Genomic DNA, 17,391 nt, shown 5'->3' on the forward strand with positions numbered 1-17,391 from the left:
GTCAGTATAACATAGGCGAATGTGGATAGAAAGGAGCTTTAAAGAGTTCTAAGTCTGTTATGGAAAAGGGCACTTTCCTAATAGAAAAAACTGGTTTCCAAATATTTCTTGGAAACCAGTTTAAGAATCATTAAGTTGTCTCTCCTTGAATCAATTTCACCGGCAAAAGGTAATGGCTTTCCAAGGTTTTTTCTGGGTCTTGCACACGTTGTAATAACAAATCAATTAAGACATCTGCATAATCAGAAATCGGTTGAGCCATAGTAGTCAGTTGAGGAAAGTAGTTTTGGATGAGTTTCGTACCATCATAGCCAATAATTTTTAATTGTTCCGGCACGGCAATCTGAGACTTTTGACATTGATTCGCCACTAAAATTGCGGTTAAATCATCGGTACAAAAGAGGCCATCAATATCTTCATTTTCCAAAATTCGTTTGATTTCCAATTTTTTCAATGTGGTGGATTGAGCCAGTGAATGAAAGGAAAAGACTTGAGGTTCCAAGTCATGCGCCTTTAAAAAGGCCAAATAGCCATTTAACCGTTCGTTAGTGGGAGAGTCTGATTCTTGAGAGCCGGTCATGATGGCGATTTTGCGGGCACCTCTTAAATAGAGATTTTCCGTAGCCAAAAAGCCTCCTTGAAAATTATCACTCCCTACAATCGGAATCCCATCTGCAAGGTAACGGTCAAAAGACACAATGGGCAAGTCCAAGTCTTCGTATTCTTCAATGCCTAAATTGTGGGCACCGGCAATGATGCCATCGACTTTATTGGCAGCTAGCATATTGAGATAGCTACGTTCTTTTTCTTTATTGTGGGCACTGTCACATAAAATCGTGCGATAATCCATCTCAAATAATTTCCGCTCGATTTTTTCCACTAGCTCACCGTAAAAAGGATTGGCCACCGTAGGAAAAATCAAACCCACTAGTTGGGTATTTTTTCCTTGAAGAGACCGAGCAAGGCTATTGGGTTGGTAGTTTAATTCTTTCATGGCGGCCTGAACTTTGTCGATGGTCTTTTGACTTAGGGAACCGTAATTATTAATCACCCGGGAAACTGTGGTGGCTGAAACTCCCGCCAATTTTGCCACATCCGTCAATTTAATTGCCATATTTTTCATCCTTTGTTTGTCGTCATATCCCGTAATGGCCAATAGTTTCCGGTAAAGTTTTGCTCACAAGTAATCTGACATTTTTTTTGCCCTTCAAGGGGGAAGACTCGTGCTGTGGCAGTTTGTGCCCCATCATTAATGAAAATTTCTACTAAGGAGTGATCCACAAAAATTCTCAGGTTAACTGCACCTGGTTCAATGGAAAAACTACGGGTTGTCCCATATTCTTCAGCAAAACGGATACCGGTCTGACCGCGGTCTAATTGTATTTTACCACGGAGACTGTCAAAGGAAAGAGAAAAACCGCTATTTTCCTCATCGGCAAACAAATGAACTTCACCCGTTGAACCAGCTTCAAATTCTAATAATACTTCATACTGATTTTTATCCGTTGTAAATTCTTTATGGCTTGAAGAGAGAGGGATTCCAGCACCTTGCCGCAAAGCTTTCATCTCTGCCACGGGATTTTGATACAAATGCCCGTCTTTTATCACACATTCTTTGACCTGACTTAAACAATGGGCCCAGCCTTCGTTATCAGTGGGGTAGTCAATTTCTGGCAGACCCACCCAGCTAATGGTTAGACAACGGCCGTCTGGTGCCATAAAGCCTTGCGTAGCATACACATCGAATCCTTCATCTAAGTTTTTGATCGCACTGGGTTGGCGCAATGCATTATCCTTTAGAGAATAGCCTGCAGCGGTAACGTAAGTATTGGGATAAATATTTTGATAGTTGCAAATAGCCGGATCCATTCCTTGAGGGCAAAATAATAACAACGCCCCCTGATCAAACAATAATAAGTTTGGACACTCGACCATAAAGCCTAGTTTCTCATTAGTAAAATGAAGCTCTCCGCATAAATCCCAGTGTAATAAGTCTTCGCTAAAATAAGTCAGCACTTGGCCGACTTCTGACTTGTCTTGCGCGCCAATCACCATTAAATAGCCATCTTGATAGGAAATGATTTGAGGGTCGCGAAATTCCTCTGTATAACCTACAGGCGGTTTGGCCAATAATGGTTCTGATATTTTTTCGATCGTGCCATTTTGATCCATAAAAGCACCTAGCTGATAAGAATGACGATGCCAGTCTTGGTTGCGCACATTTCCTGTATAAGCGAGAAAGAGTCGATCTTTATAGGGCAGGGCTGAGCCTGAGTAAACACCGTGGCTGTCGTAATCTCCTGTAGGCATTAGTTTAAGTCCTTCATTTTGCCAGTCTATCAAATTATCCGAAGTTACGTGATACCATGATTTCAATCCGTGAACCGGTCCAAAGGGATAGGCCTGATAAAAAAGCTGCCATTTTCCATCATAATAGGAAAAACCATTGGGGTCATTTAATAAACCTGTCACCGGCTGTACGTGATAACCTAGGCGCCAAGCAGAAGTTGCGACTTGTTGTTTCAAGTCGTTTTTATATTTTGGTGACCACTGATCATAGGATTGATAGCGTTGTGTTCTGGTCCAATCGTTTTTATTCATTTGATTACTCCTCGTAAGCGTATTCTTGTCATTATCATAAGGCTATTTGAATGAAATGTCAAACGTATAACAAAATGAAACAAAGGAAAATCATCATTTAATTGCAATTCCGTGTTACAAAGGGTATTAATAGCAATGAACATCTAACATTCAGAGTAGAATCATCAATTTTTTCAAAATAAAATTTGATAAACGTTTGACAATTTAAAAATCCCGTGGCATACTAAAGTCAGAAAAACGGTTTCATTCATACGGTTTGATTTGTTTCAGACAAGTCAATCAAAAGGAGGAAAAGGAAATGAATCATAAAAAAGTAGCGGAGGAGATCAGTAACGCATTAGGAGAAGGCAATGTACAGGCAGCTGCCCATTGTGCTACCCGACTGCGACTCGTTTTAAAGGACAATGGTAAGGTCAATCAAAAGGCATTGGATGCCAATGATGGTGTCAAAGGAACTTTTATGGCTAACGATCAATTTCAGATTATCATCGGTGCCGGAGATGTAAATAAGGTTTATGATGAGTTTGTAAAAATCACTGGAGTCAAAGAAGCTTCTACAGCAGATTTAAAAGCAGTTGCAGGGGCTAACAAAAAGAACAATCCGATTATGGCATTTATTAAGGTCCTTTCCGATATTTTTGTACCGATTGTACCGGCCTTAGTTGCTGGTGGTTTATTAATGGCGATTAACAATGTGCTGACAGCCCAGAATTTATTTGGTCCTCAGTCAGTAGTAGAAATGTTCCCAGCAGTGACAGATTTTGCAAGTATTATCAATCTTTTAGCTTCTGCACCTTTTGCTTTTCTACCTATATTAGTTGGTTTTTCTGCTACTCGTCGCTTTGGCGGAAATCCTTACCTAGGCGCAGCTATGGCCATGGCTATGGTTATGCCAGATTTGATTAATGGTTATGGCGTCGCCAATGCTATTGCCGATGGTACTATGCCGTATTGGAATATCTTTGGTATGGAAGTCGCACAAGCTGGCTATCAAGGTTCTGTGTTGCCGGTTTTAGCAGTCTCTTGGATTTTAGCGACGTTAGAGAAATTTTTCCATAAACGCTTGGCCAGCGCTTTTGACTTCACCTTTACACCGATGCTTGCCATTATTATTACAGGATTTTTGACTTTTACGATTGTAGGTCCAATGATGCGTACAGTGGGGGATGGCTTGACTTACGGTTTAACGTGGCTATATGACACCACTGGAGCAGTTGGTCTAGGTATTTTCGGGTTATTCTATTCACCAATTGTCATTACAGGATTGCACCAAAGTTTTCCAGCCATTGAAACTACTTTGCTGGCAGATGTAGCCAATACTGGCGGTTCCTTTATTTTCCCAGTAGCCTCCATGGCGAATATTGGTCAAGGGGCAGCAACATTAGCCATTATGTTATTAACTAAAAATCAAAAGCAAAAAAGTTTGGCTACTTCAGCCAGTGTTTCAGCGCTATTAGGAATTACTGAACCGGCGATTTTCGGGGTGAACTTGAAACTGAAATTTCCTTTTATTTGCGGGATGATTGCTTCAGCCGTTGCCTCTGTCTTTATTGGGCTGTTCCACGTTTTATCCGTAGCTATGGGGCCTGCTAGTGTGATTGGATTTATCTCCATTGCACCCCAATCCATTCCTTACTTTATGATTGGGGTTGTGATTAGTCTCTTTGTAGGTTTTACTACGACTTATCTTTACGGGAAAAAGCACAGTGAATTGTTTGTAGTAGAAGGAGCAGAAGCTGACGGGGAAGTGGCCGTGGCAATCAATGCTGATCCTGAAAGTAACGCCGCACCTAAAGATGAAGTGATTGCAGCAGTGGTCAGTGGCAAAGTTTTGCCATTAAGTGATGTGAAGGATCCCGTTTTTTCAAAAGAAATGATGGGAAAAGGCTTAGCAATCGCACCTGACGCTAACACCGTCTATGCCCCAGCAGATGGTGAGTTAACTGTAGTTTATGATACTAAACATGCCTATGGGCTGAAAACGAATCAAGGAGCAGAAGTGCTGATTCACCTTGGAATTGATACAGTAAACTTGAAAGGACAAGGTTTTACTTCCACTAAAAAAGTGGGGGACTTGGTAAGAAAAGGCGATATTTTAGGCACTTTTGACTTAGACAAATTAAAACAAGCCGGCTTCGATATGACCGTTATGGAAATCATCACGAACACGCAAGCTTATGGAGATGTGGCAGTTTTAGATAAAACGACTGTTTCTGGCGGGGAAGATATTTTAGCAGTGAGTGAAACAAATGATAACTAAGTGGTGGCAAAAAGCTGTAATCTATCAGATTTACCCAAGAAGTTTTCAAGATAGCAATCAAGATGGTATCGGGGATCTCCCCGGTATCATTTTCCGTTTGGATTATTTAAAAAAACTAGGAGTGGATGCGCTATGGTTGAGTCCAGTGTATCCTTCGCCAAATCGGGATAATGGCTATGATATCAGTGATTATCAAGGGATTGCAGCTGAATATGGCACCATGGAGGATATGGAACGTTTAATTGAGGAAGCCCGTAAACGTGAGATTAAAATTATCATGGATCTTGTGGTAAATCACACGTCAGATCAACATCCGTGGTTTAAAGAGGCAAAGAAAAGTTCTGAGAGCCCCTATCATGATTTTTATATTTGGCGGGAAGAACCGAATGAATTGATTTCAAATTTTGGTGGTTCGGCTTGGACATTTGTGCCAGAAGTGGGGAAATATTATTTGCATTTACATGCTAAAGAACAACCAGATTTAAACTGGGAAAATCCCCAAATGCGGAAGGTTATTTATGCCATGATGAACTACTGGTTAGCAAAAGGAATTGGCGGGTTTCGCTTAGACGTAATTGATTTAATCGGCAAAGAACCAGATCGTTTGATTACGAAAAACGGCCCGAAACTCCATGATTACCTTCAAGAGATGCATAGAGAAACTTTTGGAAATTATGATGTAGTCACAGTAGGTGAAACGTGGGGAGCAACCCCAGAAATTGCACAGTTGTATTCTGGAGAATGTCGTGAAGAGTTGTCGATGGTCTTTCAATTTGAGCATATCAGTTTGGATAAGCAAACAGGTAAGCGTAAATGGGACTTAAAAGAATTAAACCCTCAAGAATTACATCAAGTATTAAGTAAATGGCAAGTGGAGTTACAAGGGAAAGGTTGGAATTCATTATTTTGGAATAATCATGATTTACCTCGGATTATTTCAAGATGGGGAAACGATGACCACTATCGGGAATTAAGTGGTAAAATGTTGGCGATTTATTTACATTTTATGCAAGGGACTCCTTATATTTTTCAAGGAGAAGAAATTGGAATGATCAATTATCCGGTTGCTTCAATTGAAGAAGTGGATGACATTGAAAGCCGTCAGATGTATGCCTCCCGTTTGAAAGCGGGCTATACAAAAGAAGAACTTTTGGCTTCCATCAATGCAAAAGGACGGGACAATGCTCGTCATCCCATGCTTTGGGATGATAGCAAACAGGCGGGCTTTACAAAAGGAACACCTTGGCTTCCGGTAGCAAGAAGTAGTGAAATCAATGTTAAAAACGCACTGGCTGATTCAAATTCTTTGTTTTATACCTATCAACGTTTAATTCAGTTGCGAAAAGAACTACCCATTATTATTGAAGGAAACTATCGGGTCATACCAACTGAGGAGAGTCATGTGCTAGTTTATGAACGCCTATTGCCAGGCCAACGCTTAGTAGTAGTGGTGAATTTTTCTAATCAAGTAGGGCACTTTTCTTTGGAGCATCCCGAAAAATCAGGTGTTGTCCTGATTCACAATTATCAGCAAGAAATAAAAGAACAACTTGCACCTTATGAGGCATATGCAATCCTTTATACAAAAAATTGAAGAAAACAGGCTAGGTATGATTCAAAATACCCAGCCTGTTTTTTTAGATTTTTTTAAAGTGAAGGGCAAAACTCTCAAAATCGCCTTTGATCCGAGGAATTAACATACCCGCATGGTTCAATTCTGAGCCACTAAATACTTCTTTGGTAACAGTATTTTGATAAAAGGCGGTTTGATCAAGGTATTTCGTTTTAAGATAAGCAAGTGGTTGGGCGGGTTGAGCTAGTCCGTGGGAATAGACAACTAAGGCTTCGTGGTCATTGACAAAGAGCCAAGCACAAGCTCCATGCTCATTTGGTGTCAACAAGCGATAAAATTTCCCGAATTGAATCAAGTCTCGCTTGTCTTTATAGTCAGCAATCTGTTCTTTGATTTCTTCTAAGGCTTCAGCGGATTGTTTCTTTATGTCCAGCTCATAGCCAAAATTACCACTCATAGCTACATTTCCTCGCGTTGTCAAAGGCGTAATTCGCCCTACTTGATGATTGGGGACATCTGAGACATGAGCGCCCATCATTACCGGTGGAAAGAGGTAGCTAAAACCGGTTTGAATCTTAGTGCGACAAAAAGCATCAGAGTTGTCGCTGGCCCAAGTTTGGGGCATATAAGCCATCATTCCCGGATCGAAACGACCGCCCCCGCTAGAGCAGTTTTCAAACAAGACTTTTGGATACCGTTTTGTAATCGTCTCTAACACTTGATATAAGCCTAAAACGTAGCGGTGACTGATTTCTTTTTGCTGATCAAAGGGAAGTGTCTGATTACCGACTTCGGTTAAATGGCGATTCATATCCCATTTGATATAGTCAATGGCCCCATCCTTTAAATATTCATCAAAAATTGCAATTAAGAAATCTTGAATTTCTACTTTGCTTAAATCCAATACCAACTGGCAACGGCCTTCTGTCATGGGATAGTCGGGTACTTGTAGAGGCCAATCAGGGTGCTGGGAAAATAGCTGACTATTTTTGGAAATCATCTCTGGCTCAAACCAAAGCCCAAAAAGTAACCCCATGTTGTGAATTTTTTCTGCCAGTCCGTTGATACCTTCAGGAAGTTTTTCTTGATTAACTTGCCAATCGCCAAGTGCTTGTGTATCATCATTCCGACCTGCAAACCAGCCATCATCGAGGACGAAAAGTTCGATGCCTAAATTTTTTGCTTCTTTCGCTTGGCTTAAGAGCTCATCTTCATGAAAAGAAAAATAATTTCCTTCCCAAGTGTTTAGCAAAATTGGTCGAGGGCGGTTTTGCCAGTATGTGGGTACTAAATGTTTTTGATAGAGGGTGTGGAAGGTTTGCGAGAGGCCGTTTAAGCCAGTTGTCGAGTAATTTAACACGGCTTCAGGAGTAACAAAACTCTCATTAGGTGCTAGTTTCCATTCAAAAGTATCAGGATTGATTCCCATTTGCAAACGGCTAGAACCATATTGTTCTACTTCTACTTGAGCAACAAAATTCCCACTGTAAATCAATTGAGCCCCTATCACTGTTCCTTGATCCTCGTTTGCCTGTTTATCGGCTAACGCAATAAAAGGGAGATGCTGAGGACTGCTAGTACCACGGTTGGAATCAATTCTTTGAATGCCTGAATGTAATGCTTGCCGGGATAAATTTGCTTCATTTGTATGCGCACCGTTTAAGGTTAACAAATCATAATTTGCACTAGGAAAATCTACCATCATGGAGCCGGCATGTTCTAAATAGACTGCATCTGTTCCTAAGTTCTCGTAAACCACATTGCGAGAAATTACTGGCAACTTTTCAAATAAAGTATAGCGTAAGTGCATGCGCAAGTTTTGTGGACGATCCTCTAACGTAATTTCTAAGGTTTGAGTATTCTCTGAAGAAAGGCTAGGAAGACCAGTTAGTTTTGGTTTTCCTGGTAAAATTTGATAGCCGGCATATTCAAAAGCGGTAACCCGATAACCCTGTTTATTGCGAAATTGATAATTAGGAATGCGATAGTCAAGACTTCCTTGAGTGCTCGTTTCTAGCGGTAAAGTATTTAGAGAAAAGCTACGATCGGAACAATCGGGATTGGTGTTAAACCCACGATCAATCAATTGCAACGCATTGACTTGATGATAACTGCTTAAAGCCGGGCCAAAATAGCGATGCACTAAGTATTTTTCCTTTTCGATACCCATGATATAACTGATTTGGTCGTTTTTTAAATGAAAGAGTTGTTGATCTGCATCAAAAGTTATTTGCATAATATTGCTTCCTTTCCATCTTGTTTAACTATAGAATAAAAGGGTACATAGAAAGGTTCAAGACGAAATAATTGTCAGAAGGAGTAAAAAATTGCAAGAATTCAACCGACAATTTCACTATTTAGATGAGGAAGGTTTACCGGTAATTCGAGGAATTGGCCTAGGCTCTGGGGGGCCTCGTTATGATTGGGATGCTAGAAAGCGCAAAGAAAATTTAATTGTTTTACAGGTGACCCTTGCAGGAAAAGGGAGGATTGCTACCAAGCAAGAAACTACCGAATTACCAGTTGAAAAGGCTTTTTTAGCAGAAATTCCTGGGCCTTTTCGCTATTATGGTCAGGACTGGAGATTTCTGTTTATCGAATTTTCTCCTGTAATTCATCAGTGGTTAGATCGTCCTTTTGAACTTTTGGATTTGAGTCAAGAATTTTGTGAAGAGCTGGTAAAGAAACTAACGGTGCTAAACCAAGGAGAGTGGTCTTTATATCAAAACAGTCAAGTAGCTTTTCAGCTGCTTCTTGACTTGAAGGGGGAAATGAACCAGCAGCGGTTGCGTCAAAGTCCAAAGATGCTACAAGTAAAAGACTATTTGGAAGCAAATTATGCTCAGGATATAGGACTGGATGATCTTGAAGCGTATTTTAAAACTTCTCGGTTTTCCTTGATTCGACAATTTGAAAGGGTGTATCAACAGACACCGATGAAATACTTACAGATGTATCGAATTAATCAGTCTTTGCATTTGCTCTGGTCCGGTAATGAAGTACAAGAAGTAGCCCAACTAGTTGGCTTCACCAGTGCTAATTATTTCGGAAAAGTGTTTAAACAACAGATTGGCCTTACGCCTAAAGACTATCAAAAAAAGCGTTTCATTTATCGAAATGATCTTTAAAGACAAGGAAATACGGGGTACCAAAATTTCTTTTTGGAAAAACGTAATCAGTAATTTCATTATGTAAACCTCAAAAAAGTATTTCGAATCACCTGCCTTCAAGAATCTGCTTGTGGGCAGGTGTTTTGTCTATCTCAAAACATGAAAACTAAATGACTGAAAGATAAGAGTCTCTTCATATTAAAAAACATAATATTGCGAAAAATAAAAAAAATCTATATGATTTAGTCTGTTATCATTTTAATTTTATTAAAGGAGCGATATTATGAGTCAAAATCAAAAGCAATTGCGTTGGTTTACGGTCGGCTTAATTGCCTTCAATATGGTTTGGGGCTTAGGAAACGTGGTGAACAACTACGCCCAACAAGGAATTTCCGTAGTTACCTCATGGATCTTAATTCTAGCGTTATATTTTATCCCTTATGCTTTGATCGTAGGACAACTAGGTTCGACTTTTAAAGACAGTAAAGGTGGGGTTAGTTCTTGGGTAGAAAATACTTCTACGAAACGACTAGCTTATTATGCAGCTTGGACGTATTGGGTAGTGCATATTCCTTATCTTGCCCAAAAACCTCAAGCAATTATGATTGCCTTAGGTTGGGCGGTACAAGGAAATGGAGATATGCTTTCTAATATGTCCATGACCACGATTGCCTTGATTAGTTTAGTGATTTTCTTAGCTTTCTTGTACTTGTCTACAAAAGGTTTGTCCACATTAAAAGTCATTGGTGGACTTGCTGGGACAGCGATGTTTATCATGTCCATCTTGTTCATCTTGCTTGCAGTTGGTGCGCCGGCAATCAGCCAAGGCATGGAATTTGCAACACCAGATATGGGGAATATCAAAACTTATATTCCAAAGTTTGACTTCTCCTATTTTACTACTATTTCGATGTTGGTCTTTGCCGTTGGGGGAGCAGAAAAAATCTCTCCTTATGTAAACCAAACAAAAAATCCTGCCAAAGAATTTCCAAAAGGGATGTTTCTATTAGCGGGGATGGTAGGGGTTTCTGCCATTTTAGGTTCTGTAGCTATGGGAATGCTTTTTGCCAGCAACAACATTCCTGCGGACTTAATGCGTAATGGGGCCTATAGTGCCTTCCAACAACTTGGTGAATATTACGGTGTAGGGAATTTCTTGATGATCGTCTACGCTTTGACCAATACAATTGGTCAAATCTCTGCGTTGGCATTCTCCATTGATGCGCCATTGCAAATTCTTTTGGCAGATGCTGACCCAATGTTCGTACCAAATTGGTTACGGAAACGTTCCAAAAAAGGCACGTTGGTTAATGGCTACCTCTTTACTGGTATTTTAGTAAGTATCATCATCTTGTTACCGATTCTCGGAATTGGCAATATGGATGAATTGGTGAAATGGATGACCAACTTGAATTCCGTTGTAATGCCAATGCGTTATTTGTGGGTTTTCTTTGCTTACATGATGTTGAACAAAGCTTGGAAAAACTACAAATCTGAATACAAGTTTATGAAAAATCCAAAACTCGGCTTTATCGCTGGTACGTGGTGCTTTGTGTTCACTGCTTTTGCCTGTGTTTTGGGAATGGTGCCGAAATTGGAATATGCTGCTGATCCAAAAGCATGGTGGTTCCAATTGGCAACGAATATCTTAACACCAATCGTCTTGATTATGTTAGGAATGATCTTGCCAGCAATTGCCCGTCGTGACAAGAATAAAGAAGCTGTACCAGAGTTGAAAGAAGTGTAATAGCGTAATTTATGGCCGGGATTTCCCGGTCTTTTTGTATCCTTTTAAAATTGACAATCTAATAGTTGCTTTCTAAAATAGACTGTAATATCGCTTACAAATATGAATCAATCTAGGAGGAGCAAGTGATGGAGTGGACTGTGCGTAAGTATCAAACCGAAGATGCCCAAAGTATTTGGGAGTTGAATACTAAGGAATTAGGGTATGTCTTTTCCTTGAAGAGACGGAGGAAAAATTAGCAAGGCTGACAAATAATCCCAGTCACTGCTTTTTAGTAGCAGAAATTCAAGGAAAGGTAGTAGGCTACATTCATGGAAATGATTACGAAGTGGTGTATATGCCTTCTTTTAAGAATATCATGGGGTTAGCAGTGGCAAAAGACTACCAGCATCAAGGAATTGGCAAGTCATTATTAATGGCTTTGGAACAGTGGGCAAAAGAAACTGGAGCAAAAGGAGTACGTCTTGTCTCTGGAGGAGAACGTTTAGCAGCACACCAATTTTATGAAAACTGTGGCTATCAAAAAAAGAAAATGCAAGCAAACTTTCGCAAAGAATTCTAAAAAACTTCCGGCCTTTGACCGGAAGTTTTTGCTATTCAACGTATTTACTCAGCGTATTTGCGGATCTTTTCAGTATTTTCTCGGATGATACTAGCAGAACTCCGGAATTTTTCTTGTTCATTAGGAGTCAAATGAATTTCTAAAATATCAGCTACACCGCTGCGATTTAAAATAGCGGGAACACCAGCAAAAATATCACGTTCTCCATATTCCCCTTCTAGTAGAGTGGATACGGGAATAATTGAGTTTTCATTAAAAAGAATGGCTTTGATAATGCCCACTGAAGCAGAGGCGATGCCATAATAAGTGGTGCCTTTCCGATTGAAAATTTCCCAGCCTTCCTGAGTCGTCTTCAATACCAAATCATCTAAATCAATGTCTCCAACCAACTCAGGATTGTCGGCAATTACATCGTGGAAAGCTTTGCCAGCGATGGTCACTGTAGACCAAGGAACCATCAATGAATCGCCGTGTTCTCCCATGGCGTACCCATACACACTGCGGGGGTCTACATCTACTAAATCAGCGAGGAAGTTTTGCAAACGGGCTGAATCAATAGAAGTACCGGTGCCAATTACTTGATTTTTCGGTAGTCCAGAAAGTTTATACACTAGATAAGCCAGCATATCTACAGGATTGGATACTACAATAAAGACACCATCAAAGCCGCTTGCCATAATGGGTTCTACAATGGATTTGGCGATTTTGGCACTGATGTCCAAAGTGTCCAAACGAGTTTGTCCTGGTTTTGGTGGTGCACCAGCAGTAATCACTACGATATCAGCATCGCCACAGTCTTGATAATCGCCAGCAGTCACTTTTACATTACGATCCAAGTATTTAATGGAATTTTTTAAATCTCGCACTTCTCCTAAAGCTTTTTCGTGATTAAGGTCAATCATTAAGACCTCGTCACAAACACCTTGGGTAATCAAACTAAAGGCCGTAGAAGAGCCGACTAGGCCACTCCCGACAATTGCTACTTTTGACTTTTGTATACGCATATTGTTGTTTTCCTTTCTATAATAAAGAATCCTTACTTGAACTCTTTTCATGTTATCAAAGCTCTGTTGCTTTGACAAAGGATTCGTTTGATTTATCTTGAAAAGTCCGTTCAAGAACAAATGGTCAAGACCACCTGTTTTATCTAGTGGAACATGTTCCACAAAGAGGAAGACGGCTACCTTTTCTGACTCATATTGCTTATGATGTTCTTGTAATCGATTTCTGATTTGGATTTTCAAAATCAAGATAATAATTTACAAGGAGTGTTAGCCATGAGTAAACGTAAGATTATGTTAGTTTGTGCTGCTGGTATGAGCACCAGTATGTTGGTGACCAAGATGCAAAATGCTGCAAAAGAACAAGGAGTAGAAGAAGAGATTTTTGCAGTTGCTGCTTCTGAAGCCGATAAACAATTAGCCAGTCAAAAAATTGATGTGGTATTGTTAGGACCGCAAGTTCGTTTTATGGAAAAGCAGTTTAAAGAAAAGCTTCAGCCTTTAGATATCCCAGTGGAAGTAATCAATATGGCGGATTACGGTATGATGAACGGGAAAAAGGTTCTGGAACAAGCGTTGAATTTAATGAAAGCCGAGGTATAAGTAAATGGAAGAGCAAAACTTAGCCGCCATTATGGGATTGATTATTCATGGAGGAGATGCGAAGAGCAATGCTATGGAGGCCATACAGGCAGCCAAAGAAGGCAATTTTGTAGAAGCAGATGAAAAAATCAAACAAGCCGAAACTGCTTTGACAGAGGCCCATCATTCCCAAACCGGCCTTTTGACCAAAGAAGCACAAGGGGACCATATGGAAGTGACTTTACTGACTGTTCATAGTCAAGATCATTTAATGACTTCTATTGCATTTACTGATTTAGCCAAGGAAATCATCGCAGTATATAAAAAAATTGGGTAAAAGACTAGAAACTCTGAACAATGTGCTGATTTGTTCAGAGTTTCTTTTTATGTCTCCAAGAACCTTTGCAAATGAGTAATTGAATGTGAAAGATAGTGCAAAAAAGATTACAGCTGATAATTTACTGTAATGAAAGCGCTTGATTGGATAGTGGATTCTATCACAAAAAAACTTTTCAAAGTGCCCTTAATATTATCTTAACCCGCTTATTACAATTATCTGAATTTTTTACATAATAAAAAACTGATAATATCAACTCTGAAACGCTAGTTATTATTTGGAAGGTGAATTTTGTAAGATTCTCACAATCCTGAAATATTCTGTTAAAGTCCTGTTACCCAAAAACAACTCCGACTTGTTATGATGTTCCTGTCAACAAGAACAACTACAATAACTTGAAGGAGATACATATATGAAACTGATTAAATCAATTTTATTTGGAACAGCAGTCTTAGCAGGAGTAGCCGCATTTGGTAGTCAATCTGATGCCGCTGAAATTGAACACACCGTTACTTCCTCTGATACACTTTGGGGCTTATCTATGAAATACTATGGTTCAGATGATTATATTGACACCATTGCCAAAGATAATAAGATTGCCGATACGGATATGATTTACGATGGAGAAGTGTTAACCATCAACACAGACTCATCCGCTACGAAAGCTTCGACTGAAAATACAGAGACAACTACCAAAACAGAGGCAGCTACCACAACAGCTGAAACTACAGAAACTACTACCACAGATTCTGCTAATTACTCTGGTACAACTATGTATATGGAGTCCACCGCATATAGCAGTGATCCCGCTGATACGTTAGGTGGAGGTACTATAACTGCCACTGGTCAAAATCTTTTAGAAAACCCAATGGCTGTAGCCGTTGATCCTAGCGTGATTCCACTAGGGACTCACTTATATGTTGAAGGTTACGGAGAAGCTTATGCAGTAGATACCGGTAGTGCCATCCAAGGAAATATCATCGACGTTCATTTTTCGACTTATGAACAATGTGTTGCTTGGGGCCGTCGCCAAGTGAAAGTAACTATTATCGACTAAACTCGCGGATAAGAAAAGGGCTGACAAATTGCTGTCAGCCCTTTTTTGTAGTTTCATTTTTTTAAAGTCCATTGTTGATCGTTTAAATTTTGATCTTGGAGTATATCAGTTAAATAGTTTTTTAAAAAAGTAGTCTGAGTGAGAAGCTGATAGCCTGGATCTTGCTTCAAATTAGTAACAGACCCATCTTCTCGCCAGTCATTTCCTTGAAAGTAATCCAAATTAACTTGTGCTAAAAAATCAGCGGCTGATTTCAACTGTGCCTCGTCAGTAATTTTTTGATTTAACAGAGTCTCGTAGGCCAAGCGTTCGCCATCTTTTAAAAAGAGTTCTTTTAAGTATTGATCATGATTGATTAATTGAGTATTGGTTAGCTTTTTCTTTTGCGCCCAATCGGAAACACTAATGGTCTTGCGGCTATAACTCATCTGATTCTTGGAGAGTCTTAAAAGGCCGTAGCCGTGATCAATAATATTATAGGAACTGGTAACAATTTCTGTCAGTCCATCTTCTGCCATAATGTCCTGGGCGTGAATATGTCCGGAAAAGACTACCGAAACGCCGTAATCTTTTAAAAGTTTTTTAACTTGAGGGCTATTATCCAAAACATAGCCTTGATTAACACTTTTATTATGGGTCAAAAGATTGTGGTGCACAAAGAGGATGGGCTCTTGATGTTGCTCTTTAGCACTTTGCAATTGTTTTTCTAGCCACTCTAATGTGGAGTCCCTGATGCTACCTCCTGTAGCTGGTTGAGCAGAACTTTCACTCATGGGATAGTGGTTACTATCAAGTAACAAGAAGCGATATTCTGGATTGATGGCTAAGGCATAGCTTAAATCATCTGGAGCCACAGAAATTGCTTGTTCATAGCCATCCGGAAAAATCTTTTTAAAGTTTTCTGGGCTGATTTGCGGGGTCTTTTCTTGGTTTTTCTCCTTGAAACTTCGGGCCCAGCCGTCATAAAGATCGTGATTTCCTGGAATGCAGTAAAGGGAAATCCCGGCTTTTTTTAAGGGACGAAAGAGTTCTTGCATTTTTTCAGCACTAATTTTTTCACCGTTTAACGTGAGATCCCCAGTTAAAATCAGGCCATCAGGTTTTGTCACTAAAGCTTGATCAATAAAAGCTTGTAAGCTCTGTTCTTGATAGTCTAAATCTTTTCCGGCAGCGGTGGCTTTAATGAAAGTAAAAGCTTGGCCATCATCATGGAGTTCTGGAGCTAAAAAGTGAATATCAGTGGCAATCATAAAAGTAAGATTCTCTTTATCTTGGATGGTTTCGTCTTTTTCGTGTTTCAGTTGCTGACCACCCCATAGTACAAGTCCTGCTACTACGATTAAAAATGCAGTCAGTAAAGTTTTTTTCTTCATTTTTCTTCCTCATTTCCAGTGCCATAGTACCATAAATCTCCAAGAATGCCACGAGAGCCGTTTGAAGTTCGTCATAATTTAGGCTACACTAATATTAGTATTTATTGAGGAATGGTTACTTTTTTCTAAGCAATTGTTCCTCAATTGGCAATTAATTTAAAAAAAGGAGGAATAGGATGAGGAAAAGCTTTGAGGAAGTAATTGTTGCAATTTTACCTATGACTGTTCTAATCGTGGTATTGACCTTTATTTTTGCTCCGTTACCTAAAGACGATTTCATCACATTTATCGTGGGTGCGGGGATTATGATGATTGGCATGGCGTTGTTTTTATTTGGTGCGGATTATTCCATGTTACGAGTGGGGTCTCTCGTCGGGGAATATATGATTAAAAAGCGTAGTTTGGCTATTATGTGTAGTTTAGGGTTTGCTATTGGCATTGGGATTACGATTGCCGAGCCTTCTGTACAAGTTTTAGCACAACAAGTTCGAGACATTTCTGAAGGGGCCATTACTAAATTTATTTTAATTGGTGTAGTGAGTGTGGGAACAGGGATTTTTCTATTTCTTGCTTTGCTACGAACCGTTTTTCGTCTGTCTTACTATCAGATGATGCTCATTGGCTATCTTGGGGTCTTTGTTTTATCCTTTTTTACCAGCCCTGAGTTTATGCCGATTGCATTTGATGCCGGTGGGGTAACAACTGGACCTGTGACGGTACCCTTTATTTTGGCATTAGCCAGTGGGATGACCAGTATGATCCATCAAGATAAAGGAGACAGTGATAGTTTTGGCATGGTAGGAATTTCTTCACTGGGGCCTATTTTAGCCGTGATGATTTTGGGGGTGATTTTTAAATGAATCTTCTGAAACAGATTTTTACTGGTTTAGGCACTCAAGTGGAAGAAGTTTTGTTAGCGATTGCACCGATTGTGATCCTATTTGTTCTTTTAAACGTCTTTAGCTTCAAGTTAAAGCCCCAAAAATTTTGGCGTATTATGTTAGGTTTTTTAATCACCACCATGGGATTGATTCTCTTTTTACATGGGGTAAATATCGCCTATGTGCCGGTAGGTAAACATTTAGGTACGGAATTAGCTCGCATGGAGAGCAATTGGTTGTTGATTCCCATCGGTTTTATTATGGGATTTTTAGTTGGCTTTGCAGAGCCGGCCATACATGTTATGGT

Annotated in this window: 15 protein-coding genes; 10 read left to right on the top strand and 5 right to left on the bottom strand. The window is 39.7% G+C overall.

The features are described 5' to 3' along the window. Positions 1-130: 130 nt before the first annotated feature. Both AB5754_RS00780 and AB5754_RS00785 read right to left on the bottom strand, forming a co-directional pair. A complete protein-coding gene (locus AB5754_RS00780) occupies positions 131-1,114 on the bottom strand; it encodes a LacI family DNA-binding transcriptional regulator (RefSeq protein WP_311833709.1) in 984 nt (327 codons plus the stop codon). A 5-nt stretch (positions 1,115-1,119) separates the two neighbouring features. Continuing rightward, positions 1,120-2,601, bottom strand: a complete 1,482-nt coding sequence (locus AB5754_RS00785; protein ID WP_368252170.1) for a sucrose-6-phosphate hydrolase — start codon at positions 2,599-2,601, stop codon at positions 1,120-1,122. Positions 2,602-2,899: 298 nt separating this feature from the next. Between AB5754_RS00785 and AB5754_RS00790 the strand changes: the two genes are divergently transcribed. After that, a complete protein-coding gene (locus AB5754_RS00790; protein ID WP_368252168.1) occupies positions 2,900-4,861 on the top strand; it encodes a sucrose-specific PTS transporter subunit IIBC in 1,962 nt (653 codons plus the stop codon). Next, complete coding sequence (locus tag AB5754_RS00795; RefSeq protein ID WP_368252166.1) at positions 4,851-6,455, top strand: alpha-glucosidase; 1,605 nt, start codon at positions 4,851-4,853, stop codon at positions 6,453-6,455. The genes AB5754_RS00790 and AB5754_RS00795 overlap by 11 nt, the downstream gene beginning before the upstream one ends. Before the next feature lie 43 nt (positions 6,456-6,498). Here the strand turns inward: AB5754_RS00795 and AB5754_RS00800 are convergent, their stop codons facing one another. Further along, a complete protein-coding gene (locus tag AB5754_RS00800) occupies positions 6,499-8,670 on the bottom strand; it encodes an alpha-galactosidase (protein WP_368259427.1) in 2,172 nt (723 codons plus the stop codon). Between the two features lie 91 nt (positions 8,671-8,761). Between AB5754_RS00800 and AB5754_RS00805 the strand changes: the two genes are divergently transcribed. The 3 genes from AB5754_RS00805 (at position 8,762) to AB5754_RS00815 (ending at position 11,853) form a co-directional block, all read left to right on the top strand. Beyond that, on the top strand, positions 8,762-9,562 hold the full coding sequence (locus AB5754_RS00805; RefSeq protein ID WP_368252162.1) for a helix-turn-helix domain-containing protein: 801 nt from the start codon (positions 8,762-8,764) through the stop codon (positions 9,560-9,562). 265 nt (positions 9,563-9,827) lie between these two features. Further along, complete coding sequence (locus AB5754_RS00810; RefSeq protein WP_311833715.1) at positions 9,828-11,291, top strand: amino acid permease; 1,464 nt, start codon at positions 9,828-9,830, stop codon at positions 11,289-11,291. Positions 11,292-11,535: 244 nt separating this feature from the next. Further along, the gene (locus AB5754_RS00815; protein WP_368259432.1) at positions 11,536-11,853 is read left to right on the top strand and encodes a GNAT family N-acetyltransferase; all 318 of its coding nucleotides are present in this window, start codon (positions 11,536-11,538) and stop codon (positions 11,851-11,853) included. 44 nt (positions 11,854-11,897) lie between these two features. Here the strand turns inward: AB5754_RS00815 and AB5754_RS00820 are convergent, their stop codons facing one another. Continuing rightward, complete coding sequence (locus AB5754_RS00820) at positions 11,898-12,857, bottom strand: L-lactate dehydrogenase (protein ID WP_311833717.1); 960 nt, start codon at positions 12,855-12,857, stop codon at positions 11,898-11,900. 273 nt (positions 12,858-13,130) lie between these two features. Here AB5754_RS00820 and AB5754_RS00825 point away from each other — a divergent pair, with 273 nt between their 5' ends. The 3 genes from AB5754_RS00825 (at position 13,131) to AB5754_RS00835 (ending at position 14,830) form a co-directional block, all read left to right on the top strand. Then, entirely contained in the window at positions 13,131-13,457 is a 327-nt protein-coding gene (locus tag AB5754_RS00825; protein WP_368252161.1) for a PTS sugar transporter subunit IIB, read from the top strand. A 4-nt stretch (positions 13,458-13,461) separates the two neighbouring features. Further along, positions 13,462-13,773 (top strand): PTS lactose/cellobiose transporter subunit IIA, encoded by a 312-nt coding sequence (locus AB5754_RS00830; protein ID WP_368252160.1) that lies wholly within the window; start codon positions 13,462-13,464, stop codon positions 13,771-13,773. Positions 13,774-14,185: 412 nt separating this feature from the next. Then, entirely contained in the window at positions 14,186-14,830 is a 645-nt protein-coding gene (locus tag AB5754_RS00835; protein WP_368252158.1) for a 3D domain-containing protein, read from the top strand. A 53-nt stretch (positions 14,831-14,883) separates the two neighbouring features. Here the strand turns inward: AB5754_RS00835 and AB5754_RS00840 are convergent, their stop codons facing one another. Beyond that, a complete protein-coding gene (locus tag AB5754_RS00840; RefSeq protein ID WP_368252156.1) occupies positions 14,884-16,203 on the bottom strand; it encodes a metallophosphoesterase in 1,320 nt (439 codons plus the stop codon). A 176-nt stretch (positions 16,204-16,379) separates the two neighbouring features. On the opposite strand from AB5754_RS00840, the gene AB5754_RS00845 reads away from it, so the two are divergent. Both AB5754_RS00845 and AB5754_RS00850 read left to right on the top strand, forming a co-directional pair. After that, positions 16,380-17,063: a DUF1538 domain-containing protein gene (locus tag AB5754_RS00845; RefSeq protein WP_311833721.1), complete on the top strand. Its 684-nt coding sequence runs from the start codon at positions 16,380-16,382 to the stop codon at positions 17,061-17,063. Then, a partial coding sequence (locus AB5754_RS00850) for a DUF1538 family protein (RefSeq protein WP_368259428.1) occupies positions 17,060-17,391 on the top strand: 332 nt, incomplete at its 3' end. The genes AB5754_RS00845 and AB5754_RS00850, both read left to right, overlap by 4 nt.

The organism is Enterococcus sp. 2201sp1_2201st1_C11_2201SCRN_220225, assembly GCF_040925905.1.
Taxonomy (GTDB): domain Bacteria; phylum Bacillota; class Bacilli; order Lactobacillales; family Enterococcaceae; genus Enterococcus_C; species Enterococcus_C asini_A.

What these genes read in the sequence shown, in the direction of transcription:
- AB5754_RS00795 (WP_368252166.1), top strand. Translation starts at nt 4,851, where the DNA reads ATGATAACTAAGTGGTGGCAAAAAGCTGTAATCTATCAGATTTACCCA.
- AB5754_RS00825 (WP_368252161.1), top strand. Translation starts at nt 13,131, where the DNA reads ATGAGTAAACGTAAGATTATGTTAGTTTGTGCTGCTGGTATGAGCACC.
- AB5754_RS00840 (WP_368252156.1), bottom strand. Translation starts at nt 16,203, where the DNA reads ATGAAGAAAAAAACTTTACTGACTGCATTTTTAATCGTAGTAGCAGGA.
- AB5754_RS00800 (WP_368259427.1), bottom strand. Translation starts at nt 8,670, where the DNA reads ATGCAAATAACTTTTGATGCAGATCAACAACTCTTTCATTTAAAAAAC.
- AB5754_RS00820 (WP_311833717.1), bottom strand. Translation starts at nt 12,857, where the DNA reads ATGCGTATACAAAAGTCAAAAGTAGCAATTGTCGGGAGTGGCCTAGTC.
- AB5754_RS00830 (WP_368252160.1), top strand. Translation starts at nt 13,462, where the DNA reads ATGGAAGAGCAAAACTTAGCCGCCATTATGGGATTGATTATTCATGGA.
- AB5754_RS00810 (WP_311833715.1), top strand. Translation starts at nt 9,828, where the DNA reads ATGAGTCAAAATCAAAAGCAATTGCGTTGGTTTACGGTCGGCTTAATT.
- AB5754_RS00785 (WP_368252170.1), bottom strand. Translation starts at nt 2,601, where the DNA reads ATGAATAAAAACGATTGGACCAGAACACAACGCTATCAATCCTATGAT.
- AB5754_RS00845 (WP_311833721.1), top strand. Translation starts at nt 16,380, where the DNA reads ATGAGGAAAAGCTTTGAGGAAGTAATTGTTGCAATTTTACCTATGACT.
- AB5754_RS00835 (WP_368252158.1), top strand. Translation starts at nt 14,186, where the DNA reads ATGAAACTGATTAAATCAATTTTATTTGGAACAGCAGTCTTAGCAGGA.
- AB5754_RS00790 (WP_368252168.1), top strand. Translation starts at nt 2,900, where the DNA reads ATGAATCATAAAAAAGTAGCGGAGGAGATCAGTAACGCATTAGGAGAA.
- AB5754_RS00780 (WP_311833709.1), bottom strand. Translation starts at nt 1,114, where the DNA reads ATGGCAATTAAATTGACGGATGTGGCAAAATTGGCGGGAGTTTCAGCC.